The sequence below is a fragment of the Candidatus Poribacteria bacterium genome (assembly GCA_009839745.1).
Classification (GTDB): Bacteria; Poribacteria; WGA-4E; order WGA-4E; family WGA-3G; genus WGA-3G.
This window is the reverse complement of record VXPE01000008.1, coordinates 1-23736: the sequence shown is the minus strand read 5'-3', so window position 1 is coordinate 23736 and position 23736 is coordinate 1. Positions and strand designations below refer to the sequence as shown.

Sequence of the window (23736 nt, the reverse complement as noted above, 5' to 3'; positions counted from 1 at the left end):
GTTGCAAACATTCCTACACCACCGATGAGCAGTCCGTCCGTATGGAAGGCAAACGCCTCAAGTTGCCTAAGATCGGTTGGATAAAGACGTTTGAGGCATTGCGCTTTAAGGGGAAAATCGTATCTGTTACCATATCAAGAACAGCACATCGTTGGTTTGCGTCCGTCTCTGTAGAAGTTGAGCCTCCTATCGAACGATGTCCTGTATCATCGGAGTTTATTGATTATTTTGCGTCTCATACCGATATTGGAACACCTGAGCAGATAGAACGTTCTATCTACCCCACTCTCGGTATAGATGTAGGCATTTCGACGCTCGCAACGCTTGACACTGGTAAAAAGTATGAGAACCCGAAACCTCTGAAGCGATATGAGCGAAAACTCAAGAGAGAACAACGCAAGTTGAGTCGTAAAGTTTTCTTGAGTCAGAACTGGTACAAGCAAAAGCGAAAAGTAGAGCGTATCCATTATCGGATTGCGTGTATCCGACGCGATGCCCACCATCAAGCGACAACCGATATTCTCAAGTGTGTTTCGAGGATCGGTATTGAGACGCTACAGGTTACGAACCTGCTTAAGAATCGAAAGTTAGCAAAGGCGTTATCTGATACGGCACTCGGAGGTTTTCTTGAGAAACTTAAGACGAAAGCCACGTCACTGGGTATCCCCATTATGCAGGCGGATCAGTTCTTTGCGAGTTCTAAAAACTGTAGCACCTGCGGACATAAAAAAGACGACTTAACGCTGTCAGATAGACAGTATCACTGTAGTAACTGCGGAACGTTTCTTGATAGAGATGTCAACGCAGCACTCAACTTAAAACAGGTCGCGGTAGGATATACCGAGACGTAAAACGCTTGTGGAGTTTCTGTAAGTCCTCCACAAGGAGGCACGAAATGACGAAACAAGAATCCCACTGCTTTAGCTGTGGGAGTGTCAAAAACGTGGTAAAAAACCGAACAAGCAGGACAGTCTTAACCGTTTTCTTACTCTTCCTATTAGGCGTAAGTGCCAATGCTGAACACGATTGGACAGAGCAGGTTGCTGCCTATAAGCCGATGGTTGTGAACATCGAAACCTCCTCTGAAATAGTCTTTGAGACGGAAGCAAAAGGCACAAGTTTCGCCACCGGTTTCGTCGTAGATGCGGAACGTGGGATTATCGCCACAAACCGCCATGTCACCGGTAGCAGCCCGGCATACATCAAAATCAATTTTCACGATGGTAGTTTTACCGAAGCCCGTATCCTCTACTACGATCCGACACACGACTTCGGATTTTATCAGATTAATCCTGATGAGGTTGATTTTGAGCTGCAAGCCGTTGAACTCGGCGAATGGGGAGAACTTGCCCTCGGAGATGAACTCCTGCTCATTGGGAACAACGAGAAAGAGGAATATACGATCAAATTCGGCAGAATTACGAACCTCAACGTCAATAAAGGCGACCGGCACTCCAGTTATATCCACACTACGTTCGACCGCACAGGCGGCTCAAGTGGAAGCCCTGTGTGGAATACCGCCGGTGAGGTCATTGCTATTCACGCACGCGGCACAGACACTTCCAGTTTTGAATTACCGATTGATTACCTCTACGATGCGCTCGAATTGATCCGCAACAAAGTGGCAATCCAGCGCGGCGAGGTCGGTGTCGATTTAGAACTCGTCTCTATTGGAGAAGCCATCAAACACTTCAATTTCCCAACTGCTTTGCGAAAAGAGATAGGTCCCTCCAAAGCCGGAACCCCCAAGGTCATTCAGATTGAATCCATGGTCCCACGCACAACAGGGGAAACCATCCTCCGCGCCTCCGATATTATCTATCGTATAGATAATGAACTAATCAGAGATGACCTCTATACCTTTGATGCGATCCTGAACCGGAACGTCGGCAAAAGTGTTGCGTTAGAAGTCTATCGGAACGGCGAAAACTTCAAACTGGATGTCCCCGTGGAGGACTTAGAGGCGAAGAAGGTGCGTCGTTTTGTGAGGTTTGGGGGGGCTGTCTTTCACGATATTACGCCGCAACTCCGACGGATCCTCTTCTTAGAAGCCGATGGTGTCTATTTGCCGCACGCCGCCGCTGGCAGTAGCTTCTCACGTGTCGGTTTACAGGAGCGGAATGGGAACTCTAAAGTCGTGATTCTTGATATAAATGGAAAACAGATCCGTAACCTCGACGACTTCATTGAGGCGTGCCAAACCATTACTGATGGACAGCACACCTACGTTGTCGTCCGAGATTTCAATCTGTTTGACAGTTCACCGACCCCGAAGAGTTTGACGGTCAACCTCAAGTTTGGTCCATTGCAGCAGTTTGAATGGAATCCAGAGGCATTGGAGTGGGAAGAGGTTTTTTAATTGGACGCACGATCAAATTAAAAACTGATAACTAATTCAATAAAATCAGAGGCGGAAGGCTTCTCGGAAATTCGGGCGTAATTGATGTAAACAATCTCTCTCCATGTAATTCCGACTCCGCCTGTGAGTGAACCGTTTGAGATGCCGAGACGGAGCGGGAGTATCGGAAAGGGATGCCACTCCGCACCGATGTATAATTCCGGTGTTCTGCCTTCGGTGGGAAGCGCGAAATCGATTGAAAATTCGCAAGGCGCACTTCGCAACCAATGCTCGGCATAACGATAGGAGATACCGAGGGTCAGCCATTGAATGCCATACCCCTCGAGATTCTGCGCGAGGCACCCGAACTTGAGATTCGGACGTGGTTTGAAAAGCAATCCGAGGTCGTATGCCGTCTCGTAGCCGAAAAATTGATAGACCTCGGAGGGGTGTCGTCGTTTAAACTTAAGGCTGAGTCCCGCAGCAAGATATGGACCGAGCTGGCGAGCGATACCGTAGTAGTTGAAATCGGGAACACCACTGTCGACACCGATGGCGATTTTATTTCCCCAAAATAGGCTATAGCCGCGGTAGCTATAGCCGATACCCTTCGGGTCGAATCGGTAGTCGCTTCGGTCGTGAAACTTGTTGACGGCGAAGAGTTTCACACCCTGCCACTGAATGAGTCCAGCGGGGTTCCAAAAGCCTGCGCTCGCATCGTCAGCGACAGCAGTAAAGGCATTGCCCATCCCTAATGCCCGCGCACCGACATAGAGGGGGCGCGCCGCTTCAAAGGGTCTTTTGTCAGAGGTCGTCTCCGCACATACTGGGACTATCAACCAGAGAAGACATAGCGTAGTGTAGGTAGTTTTCATCGTTCGTAATTTAGCATGAAAAACACAATATCGCAAGGGAATGGTAATCGACTGATAAAATGAACACGCCGTTTGGCACGCTTTACCTCGTTAGCACACCCATCGGGAATTTAGAAGATATTACCCTGCGCGCACTCCGTATCCTCAAAGCGGTGGACCTCATCGCCGCTGAGGATACCCGCCAAACACGCCGCCTGCTGACGCACTACGATATCCAGACCCCGCTCACCAGTTACTTTGAAGGCAACCAGCAGATGAAGGGAGAGAAGTTGATTGAACGTTTGAAGGCGGGTGAGACAATCGCGCTCGTTTCAGATGCTGGCACGCCGATCATCTCCGATCCGGGGTATCCGCTCTTACGTGGATGCATCGCTGCAGAAATCCCAATCGTTCCTATTCCTGGGGCATCGGCGGTCGCCACAGCGGCATCCATCTCCGGGCTACCCCTACATAACTTTGTTTTTGAGGGGTTCCTTTCTCCAAAATCTGGAAAAAGAAAGCGTCAGTTGGGTGTACTTGCTGATGAAGAAAGGACGTTAATTCTTTTTGAATCCCCACATCGGCTCCAACGTTTCCTTGAGGATGTCCTTGAAGTGATGGGTGAACGCGACCTTGTCATCGCACGCGAGTTGACAAAACGGTTTGAAGAGGTATTTCGTGGGACTGTGAGTGAAGCGTTGGAGAAATTCCGAAATACCGAGCCGCGCGGGGAATTTACCATTGTTATTGCCGGCTTTTCCGCAAAGGAGAAAAAATGACTACTGTCCCGCAGGTTTCCTCTATAGGCTTGCGCCCAATCTCACAAATTGCAGTTATCGGTGCAGGACTGATGGGACACGGCATCGCGCAGGAATTTGCAAGCGCGGGATACCGTGTCCGTTTGCACGATGTCACCAACGAGCAACTCGAAATCGCACGCACCCAAATTGAGCAAAATCTAAATCTACTCGCTTCAAATGCCATTATTCAAGAGGACAATATTTTCCAAACCCTACACCGAATCCAGACCTCCACGAAACTTGAAGCAGTCGCGGAAAATGCTGACTTCGTCGTGGAAGCCGTTACTGAGAATTTGGCACTCAAGCAGCAAATATTCGGTCAATTAGACGCGATATGTCCACCGCACACAATTTTGGCGAGCAATACGACGGCATTGATGCCGAGCCAAATCGGTGTAAACGCTGAGCGCAAGGATCAGATACTCAACACCCACTATTTTAATCCACCTTATCTGATTCCACTCGTCGAGCTGATTCGCAGTCCTGATACATCTGATGAAACGGTTGAGGCAACGTTTGAACTCCTAACAGCGGTCGGTAAAACACCCGCGATTATTGAGAATGAGGCACTCGGTTTCGTCGGACCGCGACTGCAGGCTGCTTTGATTCGGGAAGCGTTCGCTATCGTGGAGCAAGGTATCGCCAGCGCAGAGACCGTGGATCTCGTCGTCCGCAACAGTTTTGGTAGGAGACTCAGCGTCGCCGGTCCCTTTGAAGTTTTTGAACTCGCAGGCTGGGACCTTGTCCTTGCCGCTTTTGAGGAACTCTATAAGGATCTGAATAGCGCAGCTGACATCAATCCGCTCCTCCGACAGATGGTTGAATCCGGGAAGCTCGGCGTAAAATCTAAGGAAGGCTTTTACAGTTGGACAGATGAGAAAATACAGCAACTTCGGGAGCGAATGAATAACGCATTAATACAGCAAGCAAAAGATGCAAAGTAGTAGGCACACGCAGTGGGTTCTCCGTTCACAAAGATGTCTAAAATTATAAGCAGGCTCCGCTCGGTCTCCGTCCACAAAAAGCCTCGTATTATATTATTGCTTGTGGTGCTGATTGGATTCGTGATTGGGGGTATCTACCATAGACGAATTTGGGAGTATTGCCTCGAGCTCACTGCAGCGTTTCAGAGTATTGAGACAGCACGAGCATACATCGCGAGTTATGGTGCCCTCGCGCCTGTTGTATCAGCGATCCTCATGGTCTTTCAGAGCGTCATCGCGCCTTTGCCAGCGTTTCTGATTACCTTTGCAAACGGCACGCTCTTTGGATTTTGGTGGGGCTCACTTTTGTCGTGGAGCAGTTCGATGGTTGGCGCGGCCTTCTGTTTCTATATTGCCCGTTATCTCGGTATCCAACGGATTACGCGGCTCATCAGTCAACCAGCAGTTGAGAAAGCAAACGATTTCGTTGAAAAATATGGCACTTACGCCATTCTTATTGCTCGCTTGATGCCGTTCATCTCTTTTGATGTTATCAGTTATTTTGCAGGGACAACTCGGATGCGGTTTCTCGGATTTTGGATCGCCACCGGGATCGGTCAAATGCCAGCTACCTTGGTGTATTCTTACCTCGGTGAGAGTGCATCGCCACACATCAAATGGATTCTTTTCGCTTTTGGTATCGTCATCGCAATCTCAATTATAAGGTGGCTAATGCGAAAGTAGTCTTCAGTTATTAAAAGAGGAGGTTCAAAATGGTTCGCATAGGTGTAGTCGGAGTCGGGGGCATGGGAAACGCCCATTGCAACTCGCTCCCGAATGTTGAAAATTGTGAATTTGTAGGTGTAGCAGATCTCCGCTTGGACGCAGCAGAAGCCGTCGCCCAACGGCATCAGATTCGCGCCTTCCAAGACTATCACGAATTGTTTGCTGTTGTGGATGCCGTCGTCGTTGCAACACCGCCTATCGCGCATACGCAGGTAATCGTTGATGCCGCTGCGGCGGGCGTGCATGCGTTCTGCGAGAAACCGCTCTCATTGACCCTCGCAGATGCAGACACAATGATCGAGGCATCGGACAAGGCGGGAACACACCTGATGGTCGGGCAGGTGTTACGTTTCTATCCTGTCCACGAACTCGGTAGGCAGATGATCGATGCCGGTGACATCGGAGACATTACCTACATAGAGACTGATTACACGGGTCCCTATAATGCCCCGCGCAATCGTCCCGAAAGTTGGTACGGCACTGTCGGTGGACTTCTGGAAAACGGCATCCACAAATCCGATCTGATTAATTGGTTCGGCGGCACTGCGATCACTGTCGCTGCTGAGGTCGGCAGTTTTTCTGGGCATGACGATTGGGAAGATTACACCGTCTCCCTCATCCGTTACGATTCCGGAGCGGTCGGTATTTTACGATGGGGGGGCTTCCTCGGGGCACGCGGCACTAACGAAACCATTATTGACGGCTCCGAAGGCTCACTCCGATTAGATATGGCAGCCGATCTCGCTTATCTCAAAAAACGCGGCGAGGACTGGAAAGAAATCGTTCCTGATCGAGATGGACCGCACGGTGTTGTGGGTGAATTGACACATTTTGTCGATTGTGTCCGAGAGAACAGAACCCCGATGATTGACGGTAGGGGTGGAAAACACGCCGTAGAAGTCGTTTTGGCAACCTATGAATCCGCGAAAGAGGGGACCAAGGTCGCGTTGCCGATGGAATAAGGTAAAATTAAAATGCTTTTCCTTGTTCTCAACATCGTCCTACTTTCCGGCTTTGGGCTCTTTCTCAAGCATGCCAAGGATAATCAACAACGCTTAAATCCGATCGGCTTTGTCAATTATCTTGTTGCTTCCTTTATCAGCATCTGGGTTCTGTCACAGGAACAGGATTTTGAATTCTCAAAGTTAACCTTCGCCTTAGGTATATCAAACGGTGTGACCTACGCTGCCGGGTTTGAGTTGTTTACGCTTGGAATCCGACTCAGTGGGATTGTTGTCACGGCGGCACTCGTTAGGCTATCGATCGTGGTCCCGATTGTAGTGTCGATGCTGTTCTGGAAGGAGATCCCCAATCTCTGGCAAGCCATAGGACTCCTCTTAACCTTCGTGGCGATTCCGCTCCTCAGCCAGCGGGAAAAGGAGCCAACCTACACATTTACGCCTGACAGACCGGAAGTGCCGCAAGGTCTGGGGTTCGCCGTTGCGATTACGATCCTGATTATCACCGGTATCTCACGACTCACCATGAAAGCCTTCAACGAAATGTGCCCTGTTGATGAGAAATCCCTTTACATGAGTCTGTTGTTCGGTGTTGCCACACTTATCTATCTGGGGATATGCCTCTATCAGAAAACGTGGCCGAATTGGTGGGAGGTCTTCTACGGTGTGTTAATAGGTATCTGTAATGTCGCTGGAAGTTGGGCGCTCCTCATCGCACTGGACAAGGTGAGTGCGTTGATTGCGTTTCCGATGTCAAGTTCGGGGGGTGTGCTGTTCACGATGTTCGTTGGTATGGTATTCCTCCATGAGCGGTTGGGGCGAATCCCTCTCATCGGGGCATTACTCGCAATGGTTGCCCTGATTTTCGTCAATTTGAAACCGTGACTCGTTATCGTAGCACCTCGCCATCCACAGTTTGATTTGACTTTGAATCGGATGTGTAGCGCAAAGACAAATTTGACTTTGGGCGCAAAATGTGGTATCATTTATCAAAAATAGGGATTCTGGAAAAGAATGCGGGAGAGCGTAGAGCTTATCATTCGAGGTGTCCATCTGATAGCGGCGATCATCTGGTTCGGGGGTGTTATCTTTTCTACCTTCGTCGCGATGCCGATGCTACAACGCAATTTGCCACCGCAAAATCTGTTAGCAATTCACAATCGTTTTCGGGTCTTGATCCGATTGATGATTCATGTGCTACTGACGACAGGCGCGATGGTATTTTTTATTGTTGCATGGAATAATGGCTTTTTCACAGGGAGTGGTGACGGTAATTTCGGAACCTATATGTTAACGTTTGTCGCGAAACTTGCGGCGTTCGGCGTAATGGCACTCTGTTGGGGCTTATATAGTTCGCTCTACCGACGACACCTTGAGGCTACCCCCCCTGATGACAAAACATATCATGACCCAAGCCCGTATATCAATGTGTGGAGAGGTTTGATGCTGGTAACCGGATTAATTGTCTTCGCGCTCACATTGCTGTTAAAAAACTAATTTCAAAACATTCTTCAAAACTTCCCGAAACCGGTAGCCTGCAACATCGGCGCAGGCGGGTCTACGGAGTGGCACTTCATGTATCAGTCCCAGCTGACCGAACCGCAAGGTATAATTAAAAAATGACAGACACAAAAGTCCAAGCAGTTTCATGGAATATCACCCGATTGTGTAATCTAAAGTGCACACACTGTTACCTTCCCGCAGGATTTGTAGACACAAACGAGGTGGCGAACGGAAACTTCCACCTATCCGATATTCAAGGCTCTCATGAATACACCAGGGACGCGGAATTGAGCCAAGCACAGTGTTTTCGCGTCATTGATGAGATAGCCGAAATCAACCCGCACATCCTCCTGATTCTCACTGGTGGTGAACCCTTATTACGCCCGGATATCTTGGAAATATCGAAGTATGCCTCCGATACCGGGTTTCTTGTTGTAATGGGCACAAACGGCGTCCTTTTGAACGATAGCGTCGTCGAGAAGATGCAGCAGCACGGTGTTACCGGGGCAGGTATTAGCCTCGACTCTATCCAGCCGGCAAACCATGATCGGTTTCGTGGAATGGAGGGCGCGTGGAAAGCCACGATGAACGGTGTAGAAGCACTCAAACGCGCACAACTCGACTTCCTCGTTCAGACCTCCGTGACACAGTGGAATTACGACGAGATTCCAGAAATTGTAGAATACGCGTATCAACTCGGTGCGAAGGTGCTGAATCTTTACTTCCTCGTCCGAACCGGAAGGGGTAAGACGGTGATGGACATTACACCCGCACAATACGAAAAAGCGTTTGAAACGTTTTTCGAGTTACAGGCGGCGTATGCTGGAAAAATGCTCATCGCCGCGAAATGCGCACCACATTACAAACGCGTCATCTATGAACAAAAATCCGACTCTGCGTTCCTTCAAGGTTACCCCAGTGGCACCTGTCCGTGTGGTATCTACTACTGCCGTATCACGCCTGAAGGCGATCTGACCCCTTGTCCCTATCTACCTGTTAGTGTCGGTAACCTCAAAGATGAGAGTTTCGTCAAACTCTGGAATGAATCGAAGACCTTTCAGGAGCTGCGAAATCGGGATTTGCTTGAGGGGAAATGCGGCGCGTGTGAATTCAAAGAAGTTTGCGGCGGTTGCAGGGCGCGTGCATACGCCACGACTGGCAACTATCTTGCCGAAGACGCGTCGTGTGAATATCAGCCCGGTCAATATGGCACACCGCCTGTCCAAATAGAAAAAAAGATTGCTTTTGCAACGGAAACCGATTACGATTTACAGTGGACACCCGCAGCGGAAAAAAGGTTGAAGCGTGTGCCGTCATTTGCGCGGGGGATGGTCGTCAAAAGCGTTGAAAAATACGCACGCGAACACGGGCATCGCGAGGTTACCCCTGAACTGATGCAAGCCGTCAAGAAACGATTTGATAAAACGGGTATCCCATCTTTCAGACCGAAACGTTTTTAATTTTTCCTTGCGGTTAAACGTCGTGCGTTTGAACTTTGAAGTGCCTTTCTCAAATCCGAAGAAATCCGCAGAAATACCCAAGCAAAAACCCCTCCGCTTTGCTGATGGGCTTCGTTTTTGGTATTATAGAGAGAAGGAGAATCGCATGCTCACACCCGAACAGATAGTATTTTTTCAGGAAAACGGATACCTTATCCTTAAGAATTTAATCGACCCTGAAGTGGTTGACGGATGGCGGACGCAGGTATGGGACCATTTTAATTCCAGCTTAGAAACGCCAGAGACGTGGCCCAACGACTATGAGATTCCGGGTTTCACCTTCTCACCGTTATTTGGGCATCTGCCTGTGATGCAAGGGATCACCGAGCAACTTGGGGGCGGACAATTTTTTACAGGCGGTGGCGGCTCACCGATTATCAAATGGCCCAATCCTAAACAAGACTGGGCACTGCCCAACGACGGACACATCGATGCGTATGGTGCTGTCGCTGGCTGGAGTCCCTTTATGTTGGGGGCAACGACCTATCTCTATGATGCTAAACCCAAAAGTGGGGCTTTCATCTTTTGGCCCCGCAGTCACCGGTCAACCCACACGTATTTCCGCCAATACCCAGAGCAGATTGATGGCAGTTTCTACGATATTGAGGGGTGGGGTTGGCACGTACTCTCGGATTTATCGCCGGAGGGACCCTGTGAGTTTATTGGTGCGGCGGGTGATGTTGTGTTGTGGCACGCCTTTCTCTGCCACACCGGATCGGAAAATGTGAGAGACGTTCCCCGTTTCGGTCTCTTTGCACGGTATGCGCATAACAAACAGGAGGAGATTAAATACGAAATTCCAGAGGATCTCTGGAAATATTGGGCAATTTAAAAATGGTTATCAGCCATCAGTCTTTTACTGATAGAGGGAACCCAGATGCTTACAGCAGAACAGATAGCATTTTTTCAGGAACACGGATACCTTGTCCTTAAGAATTTAATCGATCCCGAGATAATTGAGGGATGGCGAACCCAGATATGGGAGCATTTTAATTCCAGTTTGGAAACACCGGAGACATGGCCCAGCGATTATGTGGTGCAGAACTTCAGTTTCTCGCCCTTGTTTGGACAGTTGCCTGTGATGCAAGAGATTACCGAGCAGCTCGGGGGTGGGCAATTTACAGGGGGTGGTGGTTCACCCCTCGTCAAATGGCCCGCCCCTGAAGAGAAATGGTCGATGCCCGGTAGCGGACACATTGACGCATACGGTCCCGGTGGCTGGAGTCCGTTTATGATCGGGGCAACAACTTATCTCTATGATGTCAAACCCGGCGGGGGTGCCTTCGTCTTTTGGCCCCAGAGCCACTATTCAACCCACAAATACTTCCTGCAATATCCGGAACAGATCGATGGCAGTTTTTACGATATTGAGGAGTGGGGATGGCATGTGCTGTCAGATTTATCCCCAGAAGGACCGCGTGAGTTTATCGGGGCTGCGGGTGATGTCGTGCTGTGGCATGCGTTTCTCTGCCATACCGGGTCAGCAAATGTCAAAGATACTCCCCGTTTTGGGATCTTCGCACGCTACTCCCATAAAAAACGGGAGGAGATTAAATACGAAATTCCAGAAGACCTCTGGAAATATTGGGTTATTTGAGCAATAGTTGTTGACGCTTCTTGAACAAAATATTAAACCTTTAGCCTGCAACATCGGCGCAGGGTTTTTGCTTGGGCATTTCCCCTAGGTCTACGGGGAGGCACTTCATTGATCAACCCGCCTGACCGAACCGCAAGGTAAAATTAAAAGCCGAACCGCAAGGAAAATTGAAAAAATGAGTGAGCAAACAAATGCACACGAACGGCTTACGGATGTAGAACAACGCTTGGCACGTCTGGAGAGTCTGCTCGTCAGTATCAACGGAAAGTTGGAACAGCGTTCCGATGTCAGTGAAGTTGATACGGAGAACACTGAAGAGTTCAAGCAGTGGGTGACCAATTACGTCTCAATGCGACTGCAACAACTCGTGCCAGAGACCTGCGATCATCCGGATGGAGTGGCACTTCAGGACGGTCCCTACTTGGATAATACGACAGTTGCTTGTACAGAGGAAGTCGAGCATCGGGTCAAACGGATACCAATCCCATTTGTCCGCGAGATGGTTGTCCAGCGCGTCGCTGAAAACGCACGGGAAGCCGGTGTTGAACGTGTGGATATCGAGTTTTTCGAGAAAGCCGCGACATTTTGACAATGCGAAGCCACAGAGGAGTTTCCTCTGCCCAATTTTGATTGGAAGGACTTCTTAAAGGCACCGCTGTAGAGAAAACAATCTTAAAAGCCGTAAATGTTCCTAACCGGGTCGCGATTCACCAGGAGCCATCGTGGAACATTGTCCTGCAAGCCTCTATAGGCTTTCACAGGGAACGATGCCCAGGAGCCCATAATTAAAAAAATGGAATGGGTTTTTAATACCTTCTCAGAATACCTTGAGAACGACTTTAAAAAACGCATCGGGAAGCTGGAGCCGACTGTTTCGGATCTCTGGCAAGCCTTTCAAGTGCTTTTTCCTGCTACGTCTGCGCAATTACTCGTGCAAGAACCTGTCGGCAATACAGTGCGATTTAAACCTCTCGCTTTCTATCACGCCGACGAAATGGGTCCGTTGATTGAAACCCCATTGGAATATCTCAGGAAAAATTTCGGGGGTGGCAAATTCAAAATCAACTTCTATCACGGTATGCAGTTCATTGCGACCATTAATTTCAAGCCAGAGGGTCCTGAAATCTGGCGCGAGTTACCAGAACTGGAAGGGAACCCTACGGTCGAGGAAACTGTGACGCCTGAAAATGTGTGAATTGGAGAAGTCGTGGGCACACCTCGTGTGTCGTAACCAAGGACAGTGGATATGAGTCAGCAACAAGAATTTGGGGAAACCTGCCCCTCGTGTGGAAATACGAATCTCCGTCGGTTGGATGGCAATTCATGGTTCTGTTTGGATTGTGACTGGGATAACTTGGGGGTTATCCCGACAGGGAACGACGAATTGCTCACCTCTCTCCTGCACGGAGACATCCATTCGCGGCGGCTCGCCGCGCAAGCATTGATTAATATCGGTGATGCCGACCGACACCTTGCCGCACTCACGGATGCGAACGCACTCTTAGAAGCACTGGACGACGAAGATGCCGATGTTCGCTATTTCGTCGCGGTCGCTCTCGGTAAACTGGAGGCGAGTCTGAGTCTCGGTAAACTGAAACAACTCGCCCGAGACGATGCCTCCGCACTCGTGCGGGAAGGGGCTAAAACCGCCGTTGAACAGATAGAATCGCGCCACGCGTCTTAATAGCTATCGGAAATCAGCGTGACCGAACCGCAAGGAAAATTTAAAAGAATGGAAAGAATTCGATTGGGTTATATCGGCTGTGGATTCATGGCACAGAAGGTCCACATCCCAAATTTTACAAGCATCCCCGACTGCGAACTCATTGGACTCGCAGAGGTGCGTACGGAACTCGGGAAAAGAGTCCAGACCCGTTTCGGTATTCCCCAACTTTACCGGGACCATGATGAACTCGCGCAAAACCCCGATATTGAAGCAGTCGCGGTATCTGCGGACTTCGCATTACAAGGTGAAATCGCGAGGGACCTCCTTCTGTCAGGTAAGCACGTCTTCATGGAGAAACCGATGGCTGTCTCCGTTGAACAAGCCGAGGCGATTGTAGCAGCGTCACAAAAGTCTGGCAAAAAGTTGATGGTCGGCTACATGAAACGATACGATGCCGGAAACGAGATCGTCAAGGCAAGAGTCGCGCAATTCCGAGAAACAAACGAACTCGGACGCTTGACGTATGCAAGGAATCACGGATTCGGTGGGGATTGGGTGTGTAATCTCGATACCCACATGGATGGCACAACAGAAACGAAGCCGAGCGCACCCGTCAAAACCCCAGAATGGATACCGGAGCAGTACCGAGGTTCTTATTTGGGATACCTCCAACAGTACACGCATAATATCAATCTGATGCGCTGGTTTCTTGATGCTGGCGACAAAGTGAGCGTCAAAGTCGTTGATTTGGACGCGAATGGTTATTCTGGTATTGTTATCTTCGATATGGACGGGATTCGTGTGACGTTAGAGACCGGACATGTCTCGCATTACCGCTGGGATGAGCACAGTCAAATCTATTTTGAGAACGGATGGGTCCATACGTGGGCACCCCCGTTACTTTTGAAAAACACGCCTGCAGAGGTCGAGGTCTATCGTGCTGGGGAAGAACAGGAAATCACCCGTCCGATTCCGAGACCAAGCTGGACCTGGGCATATCACAGAGAAGCAGAATACTTTGTGGCGAATGTCCGCAACGATAAACCTTTCCGCTCTTCAGCCGAGGATACCCTCACAGATGTCAGACTCTTTGAAGACATCTACCGAATCTTCGTCGAACAGCAAAATGGCATGTAGACCAAATGCTTCTTGGGACGAGGAATGCTGTTAGCAAGCCAACATCGGCGGCTTGCGGATTTTATAGTGGGAACGTTGTTAGGCGGTTTTTTTTGTTGCTCGCTTGGCGCCAGTTTAAAAAATTCGCAGTAAAATCTCTGTATCATTGATGTTCACTGCGAGCGCATAGTTCGCCTGTAGGTATGCCGCAATCAACGGATGCCGTTCCTCGACCGGGATATCGTCAACGGCATCGAACCAACCGCCCGTTTTAAAGATCACTAAACGTGTTTTGTCCCTTTCAAGTGCTGAGATAACTTCTTGCTGCATTTCCGGTGTCGATGCATACGAGGCTTGATGGAATCGGGTAACGCTCAGTCGGTTTGCGAAGAAATAGTAGGCACCCTGACTCGTAAAATCGAAAATCTTTTCATTCTCTGCTGTATTTTCCTGAATATAAGCGACCACCTTTTGAACCTGTTCAACCTGATCGTTCGGAATGTTTACCTTTCCTGCGCGCGCTAATTCCTGCGTTACAGCCCGTTCTTTGAACGGATTCTGACGCAGCCTTTGCCATTTCTCATGAAACCTTACCAGCGGTTGATGGATTTCCCCAACATACCAGCAGAATATTGCTATTGCGATCAGCACCCATGCGGCTTTCAAGGCGTGTAGCCAATGTCCGTTACCCCTTAAAAACGATAGACACGCACGGAGCATTTTGAAAATGCCACCTTCTAATGGAAACAGACAGAGCAGCCATAAAAAAGTCGCGCCGTAAATCAGATGTCCATCATCTGAACGTCCCAATGCAGTTCGGAAGAAGGCGATACCACCGAGCAGGAGGAGTAGGAGTTTCATCGCGTTCGGTTCCGATACAGTCCCACATAAGCCTCGATATGTCAGATGCGCCGCGACAATCAAGAAGATACAGACAGGCAGATACCATCGAAAACCATCACTTAAGACAAAAACATGCCATCCGTCCGTTGACAATAATGTAAGTGTTTCAGATAGAGATGGAAAAGCGAGTCCCCACGTTGCGAGCTGATAACGACACTGGATATAGGAATTCCAGATGACATCATCTAAGGCACCGTGGAACAGAAAATAGATGCCTACCGAGAAGAAACCTAACAGCACCCCGCAGCCGTAACTGATTAAAGGCGGTAGGTACTCTCTCATGTTTTTTTCCCGCTTCGTTTGTCTACTTCCATTTTCTGTGCCAAAGCCGCCTTGGAACACATATATCACAAGGAACAATCCGATCGCACCCAGTGTATAAAGCCCAATTTCAGTGCTATACCAGAACGCCGCACTCGTGGAGAGTCCAGCGAGGAGCAGTCTCCATACATAAGTAGGGACCTTGTTGGTGCGAGTCCTGTGGAAGTGCGTCAGGGAGTTCGCTACGAAGGCGAAACTGATTAAACCGAGGCTGTGCCGCGCAGTTACCCAAAATCCCGTTCCAGAGGCAATCAACACGCAGATAAAAGCGGTCAAGAATCTACCACGGAATACTTGCAAACCGAGCATATAGAGCGCAACATAGCCGAGTGGATCCAATATATCCTCCATTGAACGCACACCGAACAGGGTCGGTTCAAAGAGTTGACTACCAAACCATGCCAAATAAACATTTTGGAAGAGTCCGTGCTGGATATAGATGTCCCGAAACGGCACCGCGCCGTGCAGCATCTCATTGAGAGGCGCCAGCCGTTCACCTTCGTGAAACAAATCTATTTTGCCGTGGATGTTTCCAGAGTAGGTAAGGAGATAAATGAAAATCGGGAGGATGATGTATTCGAGTCCACCCCGCTTTTTAATTATACCTTGCGGTTCGTTCAGTGGCGGTGGAGATTTCAAGCCCTTTTCCGCAGCACCCTCGCTTGTATCATCAGGAACATCTGAATTCCACAGCGTAGGGAAATACTGCTTGGACAGCAACACCACTTTCAGCGAAATGGATAAACTAATCGGTAGGAGTAAGCCTGTTAGTGTGCTCTGACCGATGTGGTAGACCTGTAACCAACAGAGCCATAACGGGATGGATGCTAACGCGTTTGCTTTCAGCACACGCGCTATCGGTTGGGCGGTTCGTTCTGCACACCAGCGCGAATAGACACACCACCCGAGCCAGTACAGGTATATTGCCGCTGGAATGCCCAGCAGCGCCAACAGATAGAAAAAGTATTCTTGTTGTTTCGGGTATTCATTAACACTGAGCCAGCCGACGATCTCGGAGTTTGAGTGATATTCAAAAACAGTGTATTTTTGGAGGGTTATTCCTAAGCCGATTGCAACGGAAGCAGCGGAGAAGGCGATAAGTCCAATGTAGGCGCGGAGGGTAGAGGCTTTAACAACGCGCATGTCAGGCATCAATTGCTGACTTTTGTTTGCAAGCCACACCAAAAGGTCTCGCAAGCGTTGCATGATTTTCGCCTCAATGGAGTCGTGTTTGGAAGATTCCTTCTACCGGGTTAGGTTTCTTCAAATGGACCGTCAATCTCAGTAAAATCTTTCGCGGTTTCGTCCCACGCGAAGGCCTTTACTGCGCGTATTTCGGTGTCGTAAACGGAGATAACCAGATATGTGGCACCCGGATAAGCGGGTTCATCCCATACGATTGCATCTGCTTTGTCTTTTTCCGAGAAGTACGCCTCGTGATTTGGATGTGAGTGGTAGAACGCCTTAATTTGTCGTTGCTGTGTGTCAGCCTCTTTGTGGACGGCGATTAAATCATCAGGATGTATGACGTAGGCTGTGCGAGCATCGCGTGGATATGTGTCTGGGTCCTCCTGATGCAGTTGGTTCTGTATGTTTCGGCATTTCCGGACGAATTCTTGCGTTTCGGTCCCCAGAATGACACCGCAACATTCATTGGGAAACTCCGATTTCGCGTGGTCACAAATCTCGCTGAGGGTTTCTTGCTTCAAAGTTATCATTTTTTAACGATTGTGTCTGAGTGGAGTGTCCGTTGTCCACCCCCACGGAATACCATACGGGCATTCTGTGTTGATTCTCTAAAATTGTTAAGAAACTTACGTTGGGTTATGAAAGGTCCTTTACTAATTTTATATCTGAAAGGACATCGGACGCAGCAGCTCAGAAGCAAGTAATTAAAAAAGTCCGCCAGCGATCGCTGGAATAATTGAGATTTCGGCATCATCTTCGACAGCGGTCGCTTTTCCATCAAGGAAGCGGATGTCTTCATCGTTGAGATAGATATTTACAAACCGACGGATATTGCCGCCGTCATCACAGAGACGTTCTTTCATCCCTGGATAGTTGACTTCAAGGTTATCAATGATGCCTTCAATATTGGCACCTTCTGCTTCAACCTCTGCCAAGTTTTGCGTCAAGCGTCTCAGCGGGGTTGGAATACGGACTGTTACAGACATGAAATGAATTTTCTCCTTTTTAATTTTACCTTGCGGTTCGGTCAGTTAAATCGAGTAGTGGAGTCCACACTCTTTGGTATTTTCTTCTGAAGTGGGTGCGTTCTGCCAACGCCACCGTCCCGCGCGTTTCGATTCACCCGGCTTTATAGGTGTTGTGCAAATGACACACCCAAGCGATTCATAATAATGACCTTCGGCATCCGCTTCGAGCAACGGATTCACGGGAATTTCGTTGTCACGGACAAACTGCCACACCTCATCCGTTGTCCACTGAATAAGCGGATTCACCTTAAGCACTGGGTGTTTCGTTGAGGATATAATTTCCGATCTTCGGAGTTGTTGTCTGGCATCCGACTGATCTCGCCGTAGACCCGTTATCCAGACATCCACTGTTTCCAAGAGCCGTTGCATCGGACGCACTTTTCGCATGTGACAACAGTATTCCTGCTTCGCTTTACTGTCAAAAAACAGATATTCCCCGTGCGCTGTCACCATTTGACGGACTTCTTCGGGATCGGGTTGGATCTGTTCGATCTGGATACCGTAACGCGCTTCCACCTGTTCAAGGAAAGTGTAGGTCTCAGGGAAGAGTCGAAGTGTGTCAAGCGTACAGACTCGGAACGGCAATTGGTTCTCAGCAGCGAGATGAATCAGCACCATGCCGGAAAGTTGTCCACTCGTGACGATCGCAGCGCGTTCTTTGAACCGCTTAAACAGAGAGAAAAGGATTTCTTGAGGGGCCTCCGTCAAGGCAATTTCTTGACAGAGAGCGTCGTCTACTGAATAATTCAATTCTTTGTCAATTGGCTTCATAGTAATAGGGCAAACTCCACTGGGTTTCCATACAGGACACTTTAAGGGAGTGCCTCCATGATGTCCGATTCGATTTCAAAGTAACGACTCAAGCTGAAATAACGTTCCCCTGTGTCAGGGAGGATCGTAACGACAGTTTTATCCGGTCCTTGATCTTTTGCAACCTGTAAGGCAGCGTAAACATTCGCACCCGACGACATACCGACTAACACACCTTCGCTTGTTGAAATGGATTTCATTGTTTGATAGGCTTCTTCTTCGGAGACCGTGATGACTTCATCAATGACATCTACATTGAGCACTTCAGGAATCATTCCCGCGCCGAGACCATCAATTCGCGTCGGATTCGGAGGACCCCCGGAAAGCACGGCTGAAACCCGCGGTTCCACTGCGACAACTTTCACATGCGGACACTCTGTCTTCAACACTTCTCCAACGCCTGTCAATGTGCCGCCTGTTCCAACCCCGATAACAATAAAATCGATGTTGCTACCGATGGCTTTAAGAATTTCGACCGCAGTCGTGCGTCGATGGATCTCCGGGTTCGCAGGATTCGTGAACTGGTTCGGCATATAGTGCCGTGCGTGCCGTCTGATAATCTCTTCTGCCTCCCAGATGGCACTTGCCATACCCCCGTGTTCGGGTGTTAGCACGATTTTCGCGCCGAAGGCGGAAAGGAGTTCGTATTTTTCACGACTGACGTTCTCCGGCATCGTCAAAGTGACAGGATACCCTCTCGCGATACCCACGATAGAGAGTCCCAAACCTGTGTTACCCGCGGTAGGCTCAACGATGGTATCTCCTTTTCTGAGGATACCGCGTTCTTCCGCATCGACGACCATCGCATAACTAATCCTATCCTTGATGCTGCCGCCGGGATTATATGCCTCCAATTTCGCGAAAATAGTTGCATCGTCCTTACCGGTCAGGGCATTCAGACGGATCGTTGGTGTATTCCCGATGAGGTCTGTCAGATTTTTGGCGATTCTCATTTTTCCTGCGGATAACAACACACGATACCGCTGCCACACCCCTATTTTAAGCGTAATAGCCTAAAAAATTCCACTTTAAAGTATACCATAAACACCACAAAAAGTCAAATTTGGTATGTTCACAGGGTGCGTAAATTTTTGGTACAAAAAATTAAAGACTTGCGTGTGTTGCCAATCAGATTTGGACTTACCTTCTGAAGGCACTTTTCCCATCAGAATTCGCAAGGCTGAAAGCCATTGATAATTGCTCTCTGTTTTAAACCTGCGTTTCATCGGGTTGATTCAACAGTTGTAGGAGTGCTGCTTTCACTGCCGGATCCAAAGTGCGTAAATCCTCTAATTTAAGACCCGCTAACCTTTCAGAAACTGTTAACCCATGCATGCGTTCTTCAGCGGTCATTTTTTTCAGTATATCTGTGCCCATGCTATCAACAATTCGCTGAAGTTGTTTATCGTATAAACTCTGTTTTCCTGCCATTTTTAAGATCTCCTTTGTAATTTCTGGCTCCACACGCGAGGCATAGTAAATATAGGTTATATTGTTTTCGCCTACAATTCGTTCGACAAACTGGCGAAACTTCTCCTTTGACGCTGCAAACAGCAGAAGCGGGTAATTTTCTTTGTTAAGTTCGAGTTCGTTGCACACAAATAAGTTAACAGGAAAGAGGTCTGTACTTTTGTAATGTCCTGCGTTTTCCAATTCCCAGTTCACATCAAAAGATGAGTGATAGAGGACGTTCCTCGGTTGTCGAGCAGAAATGATTGTAACCGTCATTAAAGACGCAGAGATTCTCTTTTCGCCAAGATATAAATAGCTGCGTCCTCGAATCAGGTTATACCCGTCCCGTGTTAGCGGATCCTCTTTCCCTTTGAATTCAATCTGATTGTGGACTCGAAAATAATTGAAAACTGTTTGCGTACGAACTTTCTCACGTTCGGCAGTCTCTTCAAGGACAACAAGGGCATCCATCGTTCGAGGAAGTCGACTAATTTCCACTTGCGTTTCGATAGGTAGAGCCAGTTGAGCGAAGTTAGACATCATAACCTCTTTGAAGACTGGATCTAAAAAATCCCGATCTGTCATCGGGTTATCAGTGGACATCCTACCTCTCCATACCTCTCCGAGGCATTGCAACTTTCTTCGGGCATAGTCGTTGGGAGATTGGTAACAATCAGTGCAGCGTTCTTTGTCTCTACTGCTTTAATACCCGCATAGATGCCTGCTGCTCGGATACCGTCGACCGCGGTGATACTACCACCTATCTGTTTCATGAGCTGCTCTTTTGGAAAAAGTGTAGGATAAATTGTACTGTATCTTGGAGAGGTTGTCAAGCCGAAATAGAAGCATTTAACTTTTTTGAATTTTATTTTATGAGGACTTACGCATGTGACTCTTTGTAGCATAGGAGACCGTTAGTTTGTGCCAAGAGATCATCAGCATTTTTTACAGAATCCCTTTCTAACAGAGCGGACTACAGTCAAAACTGCGTAGGTCCTGTTCTAATTAGCGTATCAATCCTCTTATCCCTCAATCCTTCTTTGAAGCGTTCAAAAAAGCCTCTGCTTTTTTATGGATGTCGATTGCCACCCTCAATTTCCGAACCTGTTTCTCCAGGTGTGCGATCCGCTGCTGTTCTTCCTTGGGTGGCTTCTGTGTAGATTGAAAGAGGGTTTCCGCATTTTCAAGAAGTTGACGCTTCCACTTCGAGAGTTGATCTTCACTGAGGTTATATCGCTGACACAGTTCCGCGTGTGAAGTTTCCTTGCGGAGTGCCTCAAGAACGACTTTCGCTTTAAATTCGGGGATGAATTTCCTGCGTTTCCGCATCGGATGCTCCTTTCATTCAGAGTGGTATTGTAGCGCAATCTTGTTTGAGAGAGTTGCATAAATTTTCGATGGCAATACACCGCAGCCCCGTAGGGACGACATTTGCTCATCATAAAATTGCCCAAACTTTAGTTAATCAACCCAAGTTGCTACTTACGAGTTTTTGGGAAACCTTTGGTAAACATAACTATTAACGCGTCCCTTTCCTACAGCATCCTACACTCGGTGTAATTGAAACAAAGACACTCCTGCTGTTTATAACCGAAATTTCGCTATACCTCCATAGGGACGATCTATGGGTTCCCTTGCTTAAAAGCATCAAGGGACGGCCATATTCGGCAAACATCACTGATTAGCCTCTCCGCTCTTTCTTGAATTTTATTGACATCCCATGTGTCGTGTTCACAAATTTCTCTGTTCAGCTTTAGGATCGAATGTTCACTTAACACGTCTCGTCTTTCAGGAAAACGGGAATTTCCTAGCTTGGAGTTCAATCTCCTGGTGATGAGTGTTAAGTTTCCTATACTTTCCAAACAATGATCTCTTGCCAATGCGAGGTTAAATGCATCCAGATAGGATTCATCTATTAATCCTTCTCTTGAGGACTTAGTTTTCCAGTCCTTAGTTCTTTTTTTGTATTCATCAGTAAACAAGTCAGCGTAAAGAGCACTATCCTCTTCTAATTCTCTGTTCACACCAATTTTGAGGTTGCTGCCATCTTCATCATAGGTGATAGTTCCTTTTGAGATGGGTAAACCCCACTTTTCTTTCCATGCTTGCGGCAAGACATGTTCTAAAGTTAGATCCTCTCCAAAAACTATAGGTTCCTGGTAGCTATCTTGGTCATGCTTCATCAGTTCAATTCGATACAAGACATAACGAATGAGTCTTTGCTTAAGTGCGCCAGCAGTGTTTCCCCAGAGTCCTTCCAAGGCAGCCCGAATCGTTCTATTGTTTGGAAAAACAATGCTAGAATCGTCTGGAAAAAGCACAGACTGCTCCTCATAACGGGTGTGTAACGCAGAGGGTATCTCATCATCATCTGGATATTTGTGAGTATCCGAACATTGATCATCCAACAACTTTATGAACTTTTCTAAACTAAAACCGTTCTTCTTCAGGTCTCTAATGTTTTGAGAAAAAAAGACGTTGAATCTCAGAAGACTGCGTCTACCCCCGTAACACAGCATACGTCGAATCGTATAAGACTCCAAAATATCAAAGACGCGAGTTAGTTCGTTTCCAGACACACCCACTTCGCATTTTACAAATAATATGAAGGGATGCAACGTTGTGAGGTTGAATGTTTGATAAAACTTCATTCTCTGTCCTATTTCTGAATTATCGGCACAATCTGTCATTTCCGTATAAATATCGGAATACCGCTTTAATTCAGAAAATTCATGTTCTATTCCATAGGTATCCTTCACTTTTTCGCAATACCGTCTTTGATACACGTTGAATTCTGGTTTAACACTCTCTGTCCCTAACTTTGCCATAAGGAAATGTTGGAGAAACAATTCACATGACGTTCCGGACTTTTCTTCTGGATCCCAGTAAGCGTCTTCAAAATGATCCCAGTACTTTTCGTACAAACTATCTCTATTCTCACTACGTTGTGTTTACATTCCATCATAAAAATCGTCCGGAAGTCAGTGCCTATCAGAATTTACGTCTATAGATCAAATGGATATTGCAGAACTATGGAAGCCTTGCCATGACTGGATCCGGAGCCACAATGTAAACACTACCTAGCACGAAGAAACAAGTCATTCCTAAGCAAATCAAATTGAAGTAGATTTTTGCCTCTAGCATTGAGTGATTCAAATATTTTTTCAGGTTTATCACTACCATCAATGAGTATTTGAACAAAGCCAAAGTAGTGTAGTATAGAACGAAATAAGGAAAGTGCCTTTTCCTGATCGCCCTTCACATAATTATTAATTTTTTCTTTAAAATAAAGATATGCTAAATGGATCCGTCCCGTACTCTCATCTGCTTGCTCATTAACTAAGGATACAAATGAGACTCTATCAAACTTAGTGGGAACGAGTTTAAATCGTTCATCTTCACTGAGTAGCATACCTTGATTTCGTATATAGCGCCTTACATCACCCGCAATTTCATTATACCCGTGTAATTTGCATATATCTCTTATCACACATAGGATGATTTGAAAAGTTGTTAACCGTTGCTGCCCATCAATAATTTCATATTTTGGAACATTGCCTGCAGGGGTCGCTTTCTGCTGTACGACAATAGCCCCGGTAAAATGAACGGAAGAGTCTTCTTTCGGAAGATTTTGACTTTTTTTAATATCCTCCCATAAGAATTGCCATTGATTTTCCTCATCCCAAACATAGTGCCGCTGAAAGAGAGGAATCCCGTACTGCACACTCGGTTCAAACAAAACATTTACTGTTGCTTTCGTCACATCCATTTTTAATACTCTCCACACATACGTTGATGAAGTGCTAACGTTAATTTAGACCAGAAATCAATAAAGTTAAGATCCATATTGTTGTGCAAATTCGACAGGTGTTATAATAAGTATCCTTATGCCGTTGGTGGTCCATCGAGTGAGATTGGTATCGTATCACACTCTTGGTTTACTAAAGTTTGGACAATATTATGATATTCAAGCTGCCTTGTCGAAAGGCAGCG

The 23736-nt window shown here is 47.5% G+C and carries 26 protein-coding genes; 15 read left to right on the top strand and 11 right to left on the bottom strand.

Going from position 1 to position 23736, the window contains the following annotated elements; all coding sequences use genetic code 11:
- Together F4X88_01600 and F4X88_01595 are read left to right on the top strand one after the other, a co-directional pair.
- Positions 1–851, top strand: an 851-nt coding sequence (locus F4X88_01600) for a transposase (protein ID MYA54966.1), incomplete at its 5' end; no start/stop codon positions are given.
- A gap of 44 nt (positions 852–895) precedes the next feature.
- Positions 896–2359 carry a hypothetical protein gene (locus F4X88_01595; protein MYA54965.1) on the top strand — a complete coding sequence of 488 codons (1464 nt, stop codon included), beginning with the start codon at positions 896–898 and terminating at the stop codon, positions 2357–2359.
- A gap of 17 nt (positions 2360–2376) precedes the next feature.
- Here the strand turns inward: F4X88_01595 and F4X88_01590 are convergent, their stop codons facing one another.
- The gene (locus F4X88_01590; protein MYA54964.1) at positions 2377–3213 is read right to left on the bottom strand and encodes a hypothetical protein; all 837 of its coding nucleotides are present in this window, start codon (positions 3211–3213) and stop codon (positions 2377–2379) included.
- Between the two features lie 59 nt (positions 3214–3272).
- Here F4X88_01590 and rsmI point away from each other — a divergent pair, with 59 nt between their 5' ends.
- The 13 genes from rsmI (at position 3273) to F4X88_01525 (ending at position 14062) form a co-directional block, all read left to right on the top strand.
- The gene (rsmI, locus tag F4X88_01585) at positions 3273–3971 is read left to right on the top strand and encodes a 16S rRNA (cytidine(1402)-2'-O)-methyltransferase (protein MYA54963.1); all 699 of its coding nucleotides are present in this window, start codon (positions 3273–3275) and stop codon (positions 3969–3971) included.
- The gene (locus F4X88_01580) at positions 3968–4936 is read left to right on the top strand and encodes a 3-hydroxyacyl-CoA dehydrogenase family protein (GenBank protein ID MYA54962.1); all 969 of its coding nucleotides are present in this window, start codon (positions 3968–3970) and stop codon (positions 4934–4936) included. Before rsmI ends, F4X88_01580 begins: the two co-directional genes overlap by 4 nt.
- Positions 4937–4969: 33 nt before the next feature.
- A complete protein-coding gene (locus tag F4X88_01575; protein ID MYA54961.1) occupies positions 4970–5659 on the top strand; it encodes a TVP38/TMEM64 family protein in 690 nt (229 codons plus the stop codon).
- Between the two features lie 29 nt (positions 5660–5688).
- Positions 5689–6663, top strand: coding sequence for a Gfo/Idh/MocA family oxidoreductase (locus F4X88_01570; protein MYA54960.1), 975 nt, complete (start codon positions 5689–5691; stop codon positions 6661–6663).
- Between the two features lie 12 nt (positions 6664–6675).
- Positions 6676–7545 (top strand): EamA family transporter, encoded by an 870-nt coding sequence (locus tag F4X88_01565; protein MYA54959.1) that lies wholly within the window; start codon positions 6676–6678, stop codon positions 7543–7545.
- Between the two features lie 129 nt (positions 7546–7674).
- On the top strand, positions 7675–8157 hold the full coding sequence (locus F4X88_01560; GenBank protein ID MYA54958.1) for a hypothetical protein: 483 nt from the start codon (positions 7675–7677) through the stop codon (positions 8155–8157).
- Positions 8158–8279: 122 nt separating this feature from the next.
- Entirely contained in the window at positions 8280–9623 is a 1344-nt protein-coding gene (locus F4X88_01555) for a radical SAM protein (GenBank protein MYA54957.1), read from the top strand.
- Between the two features lie 145 nt (positions 9624–9768).
- Entirely contained in the window at positions 9769–10494 is a 726-nt protein-coding gene (locus tag F4X88_01550) for a phytanoyl-CoA dioxygenase family protein (protein ID MYA54956.1), read from the top strand.
- Between the two features lie 45 nt (positions 10495–10539).
- Complete coding sequence (locus F4X88_01545; protein ID MYA54955.1) at positions 10540–11259, top strand: phytanoyl-CoA dioxygenase family protein; 720 nt, start codon at positions 10540–10542, stop codon at positions 11257–11259.
- A gap of 175 nt (positions 11260–11434) precedes the next feature.
- On the top strand, positions 11435–11848 hold the full coding sequence (locus tag F4X88_01540; protein MYA54954.1) for a hypothetical protein: 414 nt from the start codon (positions 11435–11437) through the stop codon (positions 11846–11848).
- A 204-nt stretch (positions 11849–12052) separates the two neighbouring features.
- Positions 12053–12454 carry a hypothetical protein gene (locus F4X88_01535; protein ID MYA54953.1) on the top strand — a complete coding sequence of 134 codons (402 nt, stop codon included), beginning with the start codon at positions 12053–12055 and terminating at the stop codon, positions 12452–12454.
- A gap of 51 nt (positions 12455–12505) precedes the next feature.
- On the top strand, positions 12506–12943 hold the full coding sequence (locus tag F4X88_01530; protein MYA54952.1) for a HEAT repeat domain-containing protein: 438 nt from the start codon (positions 12506–12508) through the stop codon (positions 12941–12943).
- A 48-nt stretch (positions 12944–12991) separates the two neighbouring features.
- Complete coding sequence (locus F4X88_01525; protein ID MYA54951.1) at positions 12992–14062, top strand: Gfo/Idh/MocA family oxidoreductase; 1071 nt, start codon at positions 12992–12994, stop codon at positions 14060–14062.
- A 114-nt stretch (positions 14063–14176) separates the two neighbouring features.
- Here F4X88_01525 and F4X88_01520 read toward each other — a convergent pair whose 3' ends face one another.
- The 10 genes from F4X88_01520 to F4X88_01475 all read right to left on the bottom strand — a co-directional run bounded on the left by F4X88_01520 (position 14177) and on the right by F4X88_01475 (position 23512).
- Positions 14177–16471: a hypothetical protein gene (locus tag F4X88_01520; GenBank protein ID MYA54950.1), complete on the bottom strand. Its 2295-nt coding sequence runs from the start codon at positions 16469–16471 to the stop codon at positions 14177–14179.
- Positions 16472–16518: 47 nt separating this feature from the next.
- Positions 16519–16983: a M67 family metallopeptidase gene (locus F4X88_01515; protein MYA54949.1), complete on the bottom strand. Its 465-nt coding sequence runs from the start codon at positions 16981–16983 to the stop codon at positions 16519–16521.
- A 174-nt stretch (positions 16984–17157) separates the two neighbouring features.
- Positions 17158–17439: a MoaD/ThiS family protein gene (locus tag F4X88_01510; protein MYA54948.1), complete on the bottom strand. Its 282-nt coding sequence runs from the start codon at positions 17437–17439 to the stop codon at positions 17158–17160.
- A gap of 45 nt (positions 17440–17484) precedes the next feature.
- Entirely contained in the window at positions 17485–18252 is a 768-nt protein-coding gene (locus F4X88_01505) for a phosphoadenylyl-sulfate reductase (protein ID MYA54947.1), read from the bottom strand.
- 41 nt (positions 18253–18293) lie between these two features.
- Positions 18294–19244, bottom strand: a complete 951-nt coding sequence (gene cysK / locus F4X88_01500; protein MYA54946.1) for a cysteine synthase A — start codon at positions 19242–19244, stop codon at positions 18294–18296.
- Between the two features lie 256 nt (positions 19245–19500).
- Positions 19501–20346 (bottom strand): hypothetical protein, encoded by an 846-nt coding sequence (locus tag F4X88_01495; GenBank protein ID MYA54945.1) that lies wholly within the window; start codon positions 20344–20346, stop codon positions 19501–19503.
- The gene (locus tag F4X88_01490) at positions 20325–20516 is read right to left on the bottom strand and encodes a hypothetical protein (protein MYA54944.1); all 192 of its coding nucleotides are present in this window, start codon (positions 20514–20516) and stop codon (positions 20325–20327) included. Before F4X88_01490 ends, F4X88_01495 begins: the two co-directional genes overlap by 22 nt.
- A 256-nt stretch (positions 20517–20772) precedes the next feature.
- On the bottom strand, positions 20773–21072 hold the full coding sequence (locus F4X88_01485; GenBank protein MYA54943.1) for a transposase: 300 nt from the start codon (positions 21070–21072) through the stop codon (positions 20773–20775).
- 293 nt (positions 21073–21365) lie between these two features.
- Positions 21366–22667: an HNH endonuclease gene (locus F4X88_01480; protein ID MYA54942.1), complete on the bottom strand. Its 1302-nt coding sequence runs from the start codon at positions 22665–22667 to the stop codon at positions 21366–21368.
- 152 nt (positions 22668–22819) lie between these two features.
- The gene (locus tag F4X88_01475) at positions 22820–23512 is read right to left on the bottom strand and encodes a DUF262 domain-containing protein (GenBank protein ID MYA54941.1); all 693 of its coding nucleotides are present in this window, start codon (positions 23510–23512) and stop codon (positions 22820–22822) included.
- Positions 23513–23736 lie beyond the last annotated feature (224 nt).